The organism is Microbulbifer maximicatervae (SeqCode) (assembly GCF_052467065.1).
On record NZ_CP174299.1, the window covers coordinates 437,296 to 451,190 of the forward strand.

The window sequence follows — 13,895 nt, forward strand, 5'->3', positions numbered from 1 at the left end:
ACTTGTTATGTGTCTACTGCCTAATAAGAAAGCCATAAGTCTCAATGCTATGATCAATTTCTTCTTGAACCTCTGGATGTATATCAGTGATTTTTTTGTTGAAATTGTATCCGATATCGGCAATAACCTGGGCCAGAGATGACTTTAGAGATTCTTTTAGAGCCTCATCAACGCAGTGCTCGTTTATGAAAGCATAGAGATTGGTAAGTTCTGACGAGCTTCTAAAGGCGGTTTTTACTACGTGTCTTGCGACTTCAATATCCATCTTTATCTCTAATTTTGGTTTTGCACATAACGTCCGGCGCACAGGCGAAGTACGCAGTACTGAGTCCAGGCCGAAGGCCGATTGTGCCGCCGCTGGTTATATTTCATTACGCGATTGGCTCCAAATCAGCGGGAAAATAACGAAACTCCTCCCATTGAGATTCACTCATTTCACCTTTGAAATCACGGGAATTCCACGCTCGATTTAAGTGCGCATATATATGGGCTATATCTATAGAATAGCCCTCGATATCGAGGCTCCCCTTAGATCCCATTTCTTTAATGAGATCACCTAGATGCTCATGTGCATCTTCTAGCTCACTCATTAATTGACTCCATTCAACTGGATTTTCCTTGCTATTTATCATGATTTCTCTGAAATATAACGCCCAGCACACGGGCGGCCGAAACAGAGCGAAGCGGCGTGTAGGCCGTCCAGCCCGGCGCTTTTTGCCGGGCGTTCGTGCTGCTGCTTGTTAGAGTTTGTGGCACTCATGTTAATTTTTAAATGACAATATTTTGAGACCAAGACAAACCAGCGCTCCAATTAACACGCCTTGCCCAGCAGCTATGATCGGAACTAATGGTACGGCTAAAAGCATATTACCAGGGGCGTCAGGTTGTACCAAAGCAGCAATTAAGAACAGCGGCGTAAAGACAACGGAAACACCCGTAGTCCAACCTTTCCATATTTGTGTGAACATTAATTACACTCGATTTTATTGGTAGCTCTAACGCCGCGCTCAGGGACGGCTTGGTTTGTGTGACTTTTGCGCGAACATGGAGCGCAGCGACTGCGCAAAAGATACACAAACTAAGACGTCCCCTGCAGTGCCTTGTTAGGGTTGACCCTCAGACAAACGATTTATGCCAAAAACTACTGAAGGAATGCCAATTAATGCACAAAGAAATGACATTCCGAGATAAGGCAGAACCTCAATAGTAAACTCCATGTCTTCATAGTCGAAACCCCTTACGAATTCATGGAGCAGGAATACAAATGCAACTGTAAAAAATATGCCTACAGTAAACGGTAAGCACTTAAGGAAAAACTTGCTCATGATCTGGGAGCTCCTCTATAAAAACGCCCTGACAAACCCCAATGCTTCGACTCAATATCTCTACAGACACCGCGAAGCATATAATTGACGAAAACAAGATATATAATTGCTTTCTTGGCATAAATTCTACTTAAACCCTAACGCCCGCAGCTGCGGACGGCTTGGAGCGCAACGGAAAGACGTTCCGACAGCCTGCGCTTGTTAAATTTCAACTCTCAACTCCTTACCAGGACCTCTCAGCAATATCTCGAGCACCTTAATAATATCCGAAAGCATCTCCTCATCGACTTGATGATGTATTACGACCTGCTCTATTCCGTCAAACTCATTTTTGCAGGAGGGAGAGATTTCAATCAATATTATACGATTACCTACTGATACAGAAAGATTTGAAATTCTTGCAGCGTGTGTAAAATCGCCGTTTAAAAGATAGACACAATCATCATCTTCAGATGGGTCGTCATCCAATATTCTTTGAAATTCAAAGAAGTCATCTGAAACTCGATTCGAACCAAAATACACAATGGCTAAACCATCGTCATCAATATAACAATTTCCAGTACTTACACTTTTTATCTCTAGCTTGCTCATAGATTTAACGCCCGCAGTTGCGGCTGGTTTGGAGCGCAGCGAAAAGCCAGTCCGACAACCTGCGCTTGTTAAATGTTTTTCTTCATGTACTGCTTAAGGTCGTCAATGCTATCGGCGATCTTATCAGCATACTGTGATTCCATACCGATGGATGGAATTGTAAATACTTCCCCTTTTGCATTTACTGCCAATATTTCGTTGCTTCCGCTGTCCCCGAAGCCAGTGAATTCTGGAGCATATTCTGAGAATTGATACTCTTTATTGAACTGATCAATTTCTTCAGGCTTCCAGATAATGTACCAAAGCGGATCAATCTCAAGTTCGCCTTCTACGTAACCTTCATTGATTAATTCTTTAACTTTTTGCTTGATATCCATGATGACATTTAACAGTTAATTCAAAAGAAGCGTCTTTATATCACCCTACTATATAATTCTACCCACTTCTTTCAAGATAACCTCAAAAATCCAATAATATCAAAAAGTTAAGAACTTTGGCATATTTCTCAACAGGTAGATATATAGCAGGCGCTATATATCTACCTGCTTTTTCTGCTCTTTATAACATTACCAACCCTATAAAAATCAAAGAGATAGATCGTCACCTCCAGAAATAGGAGAAGCTTCTCTTGAATTCTGATATTGACAGCAGGACAAAAGAGCAAATACTGTATATAAAAACAGTCTAAGGGCAATATCATGGACGACATTCGCCACAAAATCCCAGGTAAGCCTGAACGATTTATGGACAATCTGCGATTTCATATTCGAAAGCAGGGACTATCGTACCGAACAGAGCAAGCTTACACGCATTGGGTTAAACGTTTCATTCATTTCAATAAAAAGAAGCACCCTGACGATATGGGAGCTGTTGAGATTGAGACATTTCTCTCTCACCTTGCAGTTCAGGGCCTTTGCTCAGCAAATACACAGCGAATAGCCCTGAACGCTTTGATATATCTGTACAAGAGATTCTTAGGTAGGGATATTCAGGCTCTGGACTTTAAACTGGCAAAACAACAAAAGTACTTGCCCGTGGTTTATAGCCGTAGAGAAATATCAGCAATTTTGGATCACCTTGAAGGCACCTACAGATTACAGGTTGAGCTAATGTACGGTAGCGGCCTTCGCAGCGCCGAACTGCTTTCTTTGCGTATAAAGGATATAGACTTCGATAGCAATAATATTTTTGTTCGAGGTGGTAAGGGGGATAAGGATCGCACTACGATATTACCTAATGGGTTAATTGTGCAGTTACATAGGCAGGTAGAGACTGTTTCCCTATTACACCAACAAGATCTTTTGGCTGGTTTTGGTTCGGTTTATTTACCTAACGCTTTGGAAAGAAAGTATCCAAGTGCAAGCCGACAACTGGCTTGGCAATACCTTTTCCCTTCCAGCACCATCGGCCAATGTCCTCGCTCCGGTGAAAACAGAAGGCACCATATGCACGCAACAACTTTAGCGCGCCAGGTTCGTATAGCTGTCAAGCTAGCGGGAGTCAACAAACCGGCTCGTTGCCATGCATTTCGCCATAGCTTTGCGACTCACTTGCTCGAAGCGGGTTATGACTTGCGTACGATTCAGGAACTGCTAGGGCATTCGGATGTTAGTACTACTGAAATTTATACCCATGTCGTAAATCGGGGAAATAAAGGCGTTTTAAGCCCCTCAGATCGACTGCGCAACATTAATAAAATTGAGGAGGCTGGAGCTAACTATTTTGTTGGGAGCAAGGTAGGGGAAGTACAGGGGCTTGGCTTATCGGCTGCATCTTAGTAGCGCGGAGACCGGATACCGGCTTTCGCCGGTATCGCAATAGAAAAGGGCCGATCAAATTATCCCGGTGTTACATCGCCGTTTTGCGCGCGGTGGCGCAGTGCGTGATCGATCAGAACCAGGGCCATCATGGCTTCGGCGATAGGCGTTGCTCGAATACCAACACAGGGGTCGTGGCGGCCTTTGGTAACGACTTCAATGGGATTGCCGGAGCGGTCAACGCTGCGGCCGGGAATACGCAAACTGGAAGTCGGCTTCAGGGCGATATGAGCAATGATATCCTGGCCACTGGAAATACCACCCAACACACCACCGGCATTATTCGACAGGAACCCCTCTTCCGGAGTGATTTCATCTCGGTGCTCAGTGCCCTTTTGCTCCACGCTGTCAAAGCCAGCTCCAATTTCCACGCCTTTTACCGCGTTAATGCTCATTAAGCCGTGGGCCAGATCTGCATCCAGGCGATCAAAAATAGGTTCACCCAGTCCGGCTGGGACGCCGCTGGCATGTACTGAGATACGCGCACCAATGGAGTTCCCCTCTTTGATCAGCTCCTGCATATAGGTCTCCATTTCGGGGACCCGATCGGCATCCGGGCAAAAGAAGGGGTTTTGTTCTACCTGATCCCAATCCAGTTTTTGTACTTTGATCGGGCCCAATTGTGAAAGATAACCGCGCACTTCAATGCCGTATTTTTGTTTCAGCCATTTTTTGGCGATGGCCCCAGCGGCAACCCGCATCGCAGTTTCACGGGCGGAGGATCGACCACCCCCACGGTAGTCGCGAATGCCGTATTTTTGCCAATAGGTGAAATCGGCATGGGCTGGCCTTACCTGTTCGGCAATATTGCTATAGTCCTTGGAGCGCTGGTCGGTATTTTCAATTAACAGACCAATGGGTGTGCCGGTGGTTTTTCCCTCGAAAACACCGGAAAGGATTTTTACCTGGTCGGGTTCGCGGCGCTGGGTGGTATAGCGGGAAGTGCCCGGCTTGCGGCGGTCCAGCTCTCGCTGAATTTCTTCTTCACTAATCTCCAGACCCGGAGGGCATCCATCGACGATACAACCGAGTGCGGGGCCGTGGCTTTCGCCAAAGGTGGTGACACAAAACAGCTTGCCAAAGGTATTGCCCGACATAGACGACTTTTCCAGCTAGTAGGTGGTAAAACAGGATGGCCCACAATAGGGGCGCGCATTATAAATGATCTGCCCGCCCCAGTGCGCAGACTGGGGCAAAAAGCACAAGTGTCCGCAGAACCGGGCTTGTACCCATAACCCGGCAACCGAGATTGCCGGGGAGGCAAAAGGAATTATTCCTTTTCGAAGTAGGGTTGATAGGCGAGTAGTTCTTCCCGGCTGATTGCAAAGACACCGTGGCCACCATCCTCAAACTCGGGCCACATAAACGGCACCTCCGGGAAGGCTTTTTCCAGGGCTTCCCAGCTATTGCCCACTTCGCAGATCAACAGGCCGTCGGGCTGTAAGTGGTTGGCAGCCTCGCGCAGCAAGCGGCGGGTAAAATCGAGACCGTCATCGCCAGAGCCCAGGGCTATATCCGGCTCAGCCTGGTATTCCTTGGGCATTTCAGCCAGATCGCGGGCATCCACATAGGGCGGGTTGCACACGATCAACTCGTAACTCATTCCGTGCAGGCCGGAAAATAGGTCCGACTGAACTGCGCGCACGCGTTCGTTCAACTCGTGACGATTGATATTGATCTGTGCAACTTCGATCGCATCCTCGGAAATATCGCTCACATCGACACGCGCTTCCGGGAAGGCCTCGGCACAGGCGATACCGATACAACCGCTACCACAACAGAGGTCCAGAATCGCCAGGGGCTCAACATTGAGCCAGGGCTGGAAGTTGTGGCGAATCATCTCGCCAATCGGTGAACGGGGTACCAGTACCCGCTCGTCCACATAAAATGTCATATCGCAGAAATGCGCTTCCTTCGTCAGGTAGGCCGCCGGTACCCGCTCGCTAAAGCGCCGCTCCAGGATAGTGAGTACGTCACGGCGCTCCTCCATGGTCAAACGGGCCTGGAGTATCTCCGGCTTACTGTAAGGGGGGAGATGCAGGGCGTGGGTTACCAGTAAAACGGCCTCGTCCCAGGCATTGTCGGTGCCATGGCCGTAGTAGAGGTCGGCCTCATTGAATCGGCTGGTCCCCCAGCGGATATAGTCCAAAACCGTGGTCAGTTCGTGGAGGCTTGTTTCACGCCTTTCTATCATCAATCTATCCTTAAGTGCTTTGTATCTCGTCGGGGCCCACTGTCACTAGCGGGTGCCCTCTGTTGCTGCTGCAGAGGGGCCAATCAATGCCCGGGGAGTGTAGTTTGCTCACACCAAATAAGCGACGAGTAAGGTTAAGTGGCCATTTTACAGCGGCTACCTAAAGACCCTAAGCCATTTTTCCGCCCAACTTCGCTCCGCCCTGCTAACAAAATAGCCTTCGCCAGTGGTCGTCAAATAACAGCTAACAAGCTCCTGGGGCCGCGAGGATCTTTACTCTCGGGTTACAAACGCTTAGGGTAGCGCACCCGCCCTTCGGGCTGAGATGTTGGAAAGAGCAGCATGAACGAACATTACGCGCGAATTATTGAAGCAATCGGCGAAGATCCGCAACGCCCTGGGCTCAAAGACACCCCGGAGCGCGCCGCCAAAGCCATGGAATACCTGACACGCGGCTATAAACAGACCGTGGAAGATGTAGTCAACGACGCGCTCTTCCCGTCCGACTGCAGCGAAATGGTGCTGGTTAAGGATATCGAGCTCTACTCCCTGTGTGAGCACCACCTGCTGCCGTTTATCGGCCGCGCCCACGTAGCCTATATTCCCAATGGCAAGGTCGTTGGCCTGTCCAAGGTAGCACGCATTGTGGATATGTTTGCGCGCCGCCTGCAGATCCAGGAGCAGCTGACCGTAGAGATCGCCGAGACCCTGCAAAACGTTACCGGTGCTGCCGGTGTCGGCGTGATCATCGAAGCCAAGCACATGTGCATGATGATGCGCGGTGTGGAAAAACAGAACTCTGTGATGAAGACTTCGGCTATGCTCGGTACTTTCCGCAGCAACCAGGCTACCCGCAACGAGTTCCTCTCCCTGCTGCGCCAGTAAACGCCACAGGTACCCAGCGGCCGCCAGGGCCGCTTTGACCGAGGAGTGACCGCTATGCCTCACCTGATCATAGAGTATGCGAAAAATCTGGAAGAGAAGATTTCTGTCGCTGCACTGGTCAGCTCGGCTCAGGAGGCGATGCACCGTTCCGGTTTGTTCGCCTCCCACAATATCAAGACCCGCGCCAAGTCCTACGATCAGTTTATTGCTGGGGACAATGGCAACAGCTTTATCCACGCAGAGATCCGCTTGCTTGAAGGGCGCTCTACGCGGGAAAGGGAGGCATTAAGCTCGGCGGTTTTTAACAGCCTGTGCCAATTTGCCGAGGGAGTTCCCGCAGTCTCGGTAGAGGTGCGGGAGATGGATGCCAGCTGCTATTCCAAGCGGGTTCCCTTCTAAGCGGTCTCACCGCGCAAAAAAGGCCCAAACCACTCTGCAATCGCCCGGGCACCACTCTCCTCCAGATGTAAGTGGTGGCTTCCTGGAATCTCACGTGCCTCGATACCCGGAAACTCTTGCAGTACAGGGCGCAGGCGCTTGAGCATATCTGCAATACCATCTTCAGCGAGAACCAGCTGCACCGGCATCTTCAATCGGGATAAGTAAGCTTTAATCTGTGGCTCATTGAGCTTGGCTGTGGAAGCCGCCATCAGCCGGGGGTCATTACTCCACATATAACCCCCCTCCACTTCCCGGGTGCCCCGCTCGGTCAATACCTGCGCTGCCCACTCAGTTAGCGGGAACATGCCATTTTTGCGCGCTTCGACCGCCTCTTCGAAGGTACCGTAAACCCGCAGCTTGCGCGTGCCGTAACGGGCTCTCTGGGCAATGGCCTTGGCCAGGTTCTCCGGAGCTTTTTCATCTTCGGTGGAGGGAGGTACCAGGCCATCGATCAGTGCCAGGCGCTTTACCCGATCGGGAAAAGCACCTGCGGTTATCACCCCGGCGATAGCACCTCGGGAGTGCGCCACAATGGAGAACTTGCGCCAGCCGAGCGCGTGCACCGCCCCCAAAATATCTTCCGCCTCTTCCCAGATGTTGTAGTTGGCATCGAGTGAGCGGTGATAGCTGCGTCCGTGGCCCGGCATATCTATCGCTACCAGATTAATTCCGCTCAGTAGGGGAGCCAGCCGACTGAAGGTGGCACAGTTATCCAACCAGCCGTGAAGAGCAATTACCGGCTCTCCCTCCGGGTCGCCCCACTGGCGTGCGGCAATCGACTTGTGATCAAACTCAAGGGTGATTTCACGGGGAGTGAATTGATTTATCGCCAAAGTGATATCCACCGGATAGTGACTAAAACAGGTGGTGAAATGGTGCGGCCCACCAACAACATCCGCAATGACAGTTGTGATCAGCGCAATAGGGATTTACTGGCAGACACGACCAGAAAAATTACTCTGCGTGCTGCAACCACTCCAAGTCAGCGCAGCCATTAGCCCATACATCCGCACTGACACAGGCGAGGCTGGAAGTGCCCATCGGGTGTTCGTTACCGCTGCCACAGAGGCCATTGAGCAGACTGCCCACCAGAGGCTGGTGACTAACCAGCAGAAGCGGGAAGGTATCCTGGGTTTGCAAATGGTCGAGCAGTTGCTGTGGATAGGTATTGCCGATCAGTAGCGACTCGGTAATAACGGGCAACCCCAACTGGGCGGCAGCAATCTCAGCGGTTTCCTGGGTGCGTACAAATGGGCTGGCCCAAATTGCCTTTACCGCCGCCAGTTCCTCGGCGCGCTTTTTACAAACCTGTGCAACCTGCCTGCGCCCGCGCTCTGTCAGGGCTCTCTCTGCATCATTGGCGAGCATGGGCTCGGCTTTACCGTGACGCAAAATAAACAGCTGCATGGGGCTTCCTCAAGGGTGGGTTGTTACTTTATCGATATCTGCGGGAATATTCGTAGGGAGGGCAGCGGATATTTATCCGGCGCCCTCGGATAAGGCACCGGATAAATTAGCGATAGGAAAAGCGATCAATTCTTGTCGACAGGTTTGTCGGCGTCGTCGGCACTTTCCTCAACCAGCTCGGGCTTTTCACTGCTCTCGGGCTCGGAGCTACCCAGGATAATCGCATCCTCAGCTTCGTCTTCAGCCTTGTCCTTTTCACGCTTTACTTCCGTAGAAACCACTTCTGCAGAAACATCTTCGGCGCCCTCGTAACCGGACAAATCCTCTACTTCAGATTCAGGCCACTCGGAAAACGGGAAAGGTTTTTCGTCGGAGTTGTAGATCAGGAACTGGATCGCCTGGTAAACATAGGAGGCGAGCTGATCGCCAAAGCGACGCAGATTATCGTTGGATTTCCCGCTGATAATCGAAAACAGGAATTGCAGTATCACTACCGCCATCAGTAACCACGCGGCAACCTGAAGGCACACTGCAAACAGCACCATATAGATAAGGCGCACCCACTGGTTGCCGGAAGTAAGATTGCGCTTTAGATCGTCATTTTTCATATGAGGCTTCCATTTAAGGCTTGGCCGAGTAGGCCACATCAAAAGTTTGTGCGCCCGACATCAAATTGCGAATCACCTCAGGAATCGGCCGCTGTTCAAATAATATGGCGTGAATCGCGGAAACCAAGGGCATGTAGACACCCATTTCGTCCGCTTTCTGTTTAATCAGACGAACCGTATTCACACCTTCGGCCACCTGACCAATTTCTGCGACAGCCTGATCGAGCGGCTTGCCCTTACCGACCATATACCCCACCCGGTAATTTCGGCTGAGATCTGAGGAACAGGTCAAAATCAAGTCGCCAACACCAGCGAGGCCGATAAACGTCATGGGATCGGCACCCATCGCTTCGGCAAAACGCATCATTTCTGCCAGGGAGCGGGTGATCAATAAACTGATGGTATTTTGCCCGCGCTCCAGTGCCGCAGCCATACCAGTGATGATCGCGTAAATATTTTTTAGCGCACCGGCAAGCTCTACTCCAAACACATCACTACTGGAATAAACCCGGAAAGTCTCCGAGTGCAGTGCCGATTGAATCGCTTTGCAAAGTGCCTCGTCTTCACTGGCCACCACCGTTGCAGTGTAGTGCCCCGCAACAATTTCTTTTGCAAAATTTGGTCCGCTCAAGACCCCGACACGCATGTCGGTGGTTTCCTCGCGCAGGATATCGCTCATTAAGTGGAAGTTGTCGTGCTCGATTCCCTTAGTAGTGGAGATCAGCATGGTGCCCGGCGCCAACAGCGGGGCCGCTTTTTTTACCACCTCGCGAAAGGATTTACTGGGTATCGCGACAAAAACGATACTGCAACCATCGACCGCTTGCTCCAGGTCGCTGGTAAGTTGTAATTCCGGGTGCAGGGGCACGCCGGGCAGGTATTTATGGTTTTCTCGAGTGTCGCGACACTCAGCCGCCGTCTCCGCGTTGCGCATCCACTGGCGGGTGTCGTGGCCGTTGCCCGCCACAATGTTAGCAATCGCGGTTCCGAAACTGCCGCCGCCCAATACGGCAATAGCGAGGGGGTTGGAAGTTTCTTTTTGCATTGTCACACCGATAAAGCTTCTTATAAGACTTGCGGATTATAGAGGCATGACCCGCTGAGCCCAATGGGGTCAATTTGTTTTAAACTTCTGCCAATTGTGCGAAACGGCACAGTAAATAGCAAAAACGGCCCTCTGCCTTGACCAACCGATAAAACACCGCTCGATCCGACAGGGGCCGCTTCTGAGACCAGCAAAGTCTAAAACAACTCCACTGGCTATCGCTTAGCACCAATCAATAGCGCTGACTTAGCCGTGCATTTCCAGCAACAGCGTGTTCAGGCGGCGCACATAATCCGCCGGGTCCGCCAGCTGGTTACCGGCAGCCAGGTTAGCCTGGTCCATCAGGATATTGGTGAGATCCGCAAAGCGATCTTCATCCGCCTCCTGGTCCAGACGCTGTACCAGCGGGTGGGACGGATTGATTTCAAAGATCGGCTTGGCATCTGGCAGGGCCTGGCCGGCCTGTTCCAGGATGCGGCGCATTTGCGGGCCCATATCCTGTTCGCTCACCACCAGACACGCAGGGGAATCCACCAAACGAGTGGTGGCGCGTACGGATTCAACGCGACCTTCCAGAACTTCCTGTACCCGCTCAACCAGGGCACCGGACTCCTGCTCAACTTTTTCGCGTTCAGCTTTGTCTTCGTCGCTCTCGGCTTCACCCAGATCCAGCGCACCTTTGGCCACGTCCTGGAACTGCTTGCCGTCGAACTCGTTCATGTGGCCCACGAACCACTCGTCCACCTGATCGGTGAGCAGCAGCACTTCGATACCCTTCTTGCGGAATACTTCCAGGTAGGGGCTGGACTTGGCCGTAGCGAAGTTGTCGGCACACACATAGTAGATCGCCTTTTGGCCATCCTTCATGCGACCCACATAGTCTTCCAGGGATTGATCCTGCTTTTCGGTATCGGTATGGGTGCTGGCAAAGCGCAACAGCTTGGCAATTTTCTCTTTGTTGGAGAAATCTTCAGCCGGGCCTTCTTTCAGCACGTTGCCAAACAGCTCCCAGACTTTCTGGTACTCGTCGCCATCTTTTTTCGCGAGTTTGTCCAGCATATCCAATACACGCTTGGTTAACGCGCTCTTGATCGCATCGGTATTGCGATCTTTTTGCAGGATTTCACGGGATACGTTCAGCGGCAGATCGTTGGAGTCCAGAACACCTTTCACGAAACGCAGGTACAGCGGCAGGAACTGCTCGGCGTCGTCCATGATAAAGGTGCGCTGTACATACAGCTTGAGGCCGCGAGCGGCATCACGCTGGTACAGATCAAACGGTGCGCGCGCAGGGATGTATAGCAGGCTGGTGTAATCCTGTTTACCCTCTACGCGGTTGTGGCTCCAGGTTAAGGGATCGTCGAAATCGTGGGAGATATGCTTGTAGAACTCCTTGTACTCCTCAGATTTCACATCGGAGCGGGGACGAGTCCACAGGGCCTGGGCAGCGTTTACTGCTTCAAACTCAGGCGCCTTTTCTTCTTTCGGCTCTTCGCCCTCTTCCGCCGCCGGCATTTCCTCTTTCAGCATTTCCACCGGAATGGCGATGTGATCGGAGTACTTTTTAATGATGGAGCGCAGGCGCCAGCTATCGGCAAACTCTTTCGCTTCTTCTTTCAGGTGCAGAACCACCCGGGTACCGCGCTGGGGCCATTCAACAGTCTCTACGGAGTATTCCGCTTCACCGTGACACTCCCAGTGCACACCCTGATCGGAATTCAAACCGGCGCGACGGGTGAATACGTCCACTTTGTCAGCGACGATAAAGGCGGAGTAAAAGCCCACACCGAACTGGCCGATCAGGTGCGCATCTTTCTTCTGGTCTCCGGTCAGCTGCTGCATAAATGCAGAGGTGCCGGAGCGAGCGATAGTACCGAGGTTTTCGATAACTTCATCGCGGCTCATACCAATACCGTTATCGGTAATGGTGAGCGTGCCCTCTTCCTTGTCAAACTCGATGCGAATGCGCAGGTCTGCATCTTCACCCAGTAATTCGGGCTTGGACAGCGATTCAAAACGCAGCTTGTCGGCGGCATCAGAAGCGTTGGATACCAGCTCGCGCAGGAAAATCTCCTTATTGGAGTAGAGCGAGTGGATCATCAGGTGCAGTAGCTGCTTGGCTTCCGTCTGGAATCCATGGCTCTCTTTTTGGGCCTCAACGGTCATCTATTCGGTCTCCCCGTAAACGTCAATCGGAACAGGGAGCAAATATTGGGATCAGCCAGCAGGTTTCAAGGGGGGGAGGGACAATCACTTACCAGTGGAGATCAGCGATCTCCACTGGTTTGAGCGGTAGCGATATTACCTTTGCCAGTAATATCGATCACGAAATTGGCAGTGAGATCTGAGATCACACGGGACTCCGCATTCATCAGGATGGCAATACCCACTTTCAACTTTTCCGAGTAGGCCACCGCCGCACGGAAGCCCGCAACCCAACCGCCGTGGTAAATAATGCGGTCATCACCGATGGTGTAGAGGCGCCAGCCCAAGCCGTAGCCCGCATGAGACAGGTAATCTCTCCAGATACGATGGCGCATATGGCGCTGGGTAGCGACTCGTTCAGTTGTCATATCGGCGATCACTTCCGGTGACAGCACCTTCGGGTAGTAGCCCATCTGCGCTTTCAACCACTGGGCCATATCGGAGATACTGGCATTCACTCCCGCCGCCGGTGCAGCAAAGTAGTATTCCTTCTCCACTTTCACTGGGCGCCAACCACTACCAGTCTGGATATGGGGTGCCGCACGGTTGTCGGAGGCCATAAAGCTCTCCCAGCCAACCGATGCATTCTGCATTTTCAGCGGGACAAAAATTCTCTTCTTAAGCTGGCTGGCAAAGGAAACCCCGGTCGCCTCAAAAATCACATCCTCAATAAGGCTGAACAACACATTCTGGTAGCCGTAGCATTTTCCCGGCGTGCAGCGCGGATCGATATTGGCAAACTTGGGCAATATCTTGCTGAGAGGCTTGTTGTCCTCAAGGTAGTTGTCGTAAGCGTTGGGGGTCAGGCCCGAGGAATGGCTGAGCAGGTGCTCCACCTGAAGCTGGCGAGACAGTGAAGGCGTCTTAAAGCTCAGGTCCGGCACATAGTTGACCACCTTGTCATCCCATTTGAAGCGATCTTCATGCTCCAACATAGTGGCCATACTGGCAGCGAAGGTCTTGGATACCGAGGCCAGACGGAACACCGTGTCCTGATCCACCTTGCCGGATTTACCCCTGACCCTGACGCCATAGGTATCCATCGCGACCACCCGGTTGCCATCCACGATGACATAGGCGCCGCCGGGTATAGATTTACCCGCCATCATCTGTTTGAAGTATCGGCCAAACTGTTTGGCCCTGTCGTCTATATCAGCCGCTTGCGCAGGCAGGGACAGACTCCCCAGAATCACCAGGAAGAGAAAAAAACGTGCCATAGAGGCGCGCATGACGTAGACGATATTTGAAAGAATTGCAGGTCTCATAAGCAAATCGAGCCGCCAAAGCAATCCGGTAGTTGCAGATAAGACTAGCAGCCAGCGGGCAAAAACTCTATTTAGGCGCCACGCAGGACTGACTGCTGAATTCTAGTCTGCA

General features: G+C 51.5%; 16 protein-coding genes. 3 read left to right on the forward strand and 13 right to left on the reverse strand.

Features of this window, described 5'->3' with window-relative positions:
* Positions 1-13: 13 nt before the first annotated feature.
* From ACJJI1_RS02050 to ACJJI1_RS02070, 5 genes are all read right to left on the reverse strand, one after another.
* Positions 14-265, reverse strand: a complete 252-nt coding sequence (locus ACJJI1_RS02050; RefSeq protein WP_444958401.1) for a hypothetical protein — start codon at positions 263-265, stop codon at positions 14-16.
* A 106-nt stretch (positions 266-371) separates the two neighbouring features.
* Positions 372-632 (reverse strand): hypothetical protein, encoded by a 261-nt coding sequence (locus tag ACJJI1_RS02055; RefSeq protein WP_444958402.1) that lies wholly within the window; start codon positions 630-632, stop codon positions 372-374.
* A 129-nt stretch (positions 633-761) separates the two neighbouring features.
* A complete protein-coding gene (locus ACJJI1_RS02060; RefSeq protein WP_444958403.1) occupies positions 762-968 on the reverse strand; it encodes a hypothetical protein in 207 nt (68 codons plus the stop codon).
* Positions 969-1,526: 558 nt separating this feature from the next.
* Positions 1,527-1,916 carry a hypothetical protein gene (locus tag ACJJI1_RS02065; protein WP_444958404.1) on the reverse strand — a complete coding sequence of 130 codons (390 nt, stop codon included), beginning with the start codon at positions 1,914-1,916 and terminating at the stop codon, positions 1,527-1,529.
* A gap of 68 nt (positions 1,917-1,984) precedes the next feature.
* Positions 1,985-2,293, reverse strand: a complete 309-nt coding sequence (locus ACJJI1_RS02070; RefSeq protein WP_444958405.1) for a hypothetical protein — start codon at positions 2,291-2,293, stop codon at positions 1,985-1,987.
* A gap of 321 nt (positions 2,294-2,614) precedes the next feature.
* Here ACJJI1_RS02070 and ACJJI1_RS02075 point away from each other — a divergent pair, with 321 nt between their 5' ends.
* Positions 2,615-3,694, forward strand: a complete 1,080-nt coding sequence (locus tag ACJJI1_RS02075) for an integron integrase (RefSeq protein WP_444958406.1) — start codon at positions 2,615-2,617, stop codon at positions 3,692-3,694.
* A gap of 59 nt (positions 3,695-3,753) precedes the next feature.
* Here ACJJI1_RS02075 and aroC read toward each other — a convergent pair whose 3' ends face one another.
* Complete coding sequence (aroC, locus tag ACJJI1_RS02080; RefSeq protein ID WP_108734111.1) at positions 3,754-4,830, reverse strand: chorismate synthase; 1,077 nt, start codon at positions 4,828-4,830, stop codon at positions 3,754-3,756.
* A gap of 173 nt (positions 4,831-5,003) precedes the next feature.
* Complete coding sequence (prmB, locus tag ACJJI1_RS02085; protein WP_444958407.1) at positions 5,004-5,927, reverse strand: 50S ribosomal protein L3 N(5)-glutamine methyltransferase; 924 nt, start codon at positions 5,925-5,927, stop codon at positions 5,004-5,006.
* Positions 5,928-6,269: 342 nt separating this feature from the next.
* Here prmB and folE point away from each other — a divergent pair, with 342 nt between their 5' ends.
* The gene (gene folE / locus ACJJI1_RS02090) at positions 6,270-6,812 is read left to right on the forward strand and encodes a GTP cyclohydrolase I FolE (protein WP_282933775.1); all 543 of its coding nucleotides are present in this window, start codon (positions 6,270-6,272) and stop codon (positions 6,810-6,812) included.
* Positions 6,813-6,866: 54 nt separating this feature from the next.
* Complete coding sequence (locus ACJJI1_RS02095; protein ID WP_282933776.1) at positions 6,867-7,211, forward strand: 5-carboxymethyl-2-hydroxymuconate Delta-isomerase; 345 nt, start codon at positions 6,867-6,869, stop codon at positions 7,209-7,211.
* Here ACJJI1_RS02095 and ACJJI1_RS02100 read toward each other — a convergent pair.
* The 6 genes from ACJJI1_RS02100 to ACJJI1_RS02125 all read right to left on the reverse strand — a co-directional run bounded on the left by ACJJI1_RS02100 (position 7,208) and on the right by ACJJI1_RS02125 (position 13,783).
* A complete protein-coding gene (locus ACJJI1_RS02100; protein WP_444907555.1) occupies positions 7,208-8,086 on the reverse strand; it encodes an alpha/beta fold hydrolase in 879 nt (292 codons plus the stop codon). The two genes, ACJJI1_RS02095 and ACJJI1_RS02100, sit on opposite strands and share 4 nt — an antisense overlap.
* Before the next feature lie 121 nt (positions 8,087-8,207).
* A complete protein-coding gene (sixA, locus tag ACJJI1_RS02105; RefSeq protein ID WP_444958408.1) occupies positions 8,208-8,660 on the reverse strand; it encodes a phosphohistidine phosphatase SixA in 453 nt (150 codons plus the stop codon).
* Positions 8,661-8,785: 125 nt separating this feature from the next.
* Positions 8,786-9,268 (reverse strand): DUF4389 domain-containing protein, encoded by a 483-nt coding sequence (locus ACJJI1_RS02110; RefSeq protein ID WP_444893086.1) that lies wholly within the window; start codon positions 9,266-9,268, stop codon positions 8,786-8,788.
* Between the two features lie 13 nt (positions 9,269-9,281).
* The gene (locus ACJJI1_RS02115; protein ID WP_444958409.1) at positions 9,282-10,313 is read right to left on the reverse strand and encodes an NAD(P)H-dependent glycerol-3-phosphate dehydrogenase; all 1,032 of its coding nucleotides are present in this window, start codon (positions 10,311-10,313) and stop codon (positions 9,282-9,284) included.
* Between the two features lie 246 nt (positions 10,314-10,559).
* Positions 10,560-12,479: a molecular chaperone HtpG gene (gene htpG / locus ACJJI1_RS02120; protein ID WP_444958410.1), complete on the reverse strand. Its 1,920-nt coding sequence runs from the start codon at positions 12,477-12,479 to the stop codon at positions 10,560-10,562.
* 101 nt (positions 12,480-12,580) lie between these two features.
* Positions 12,581-13,783: a serine hydrolase domain-containing protein gene (locus ACJJI1_RS02125; protein ID WP_444958411.1), complete on the reverse strand. Its 1,203-nt coding sequence runs from the start codon at positions 13,781-13,783 to the stop codon at positions 12,581-12,583.
* Positions 13,784-13,895: the final 112 nt, after the last annotated feature.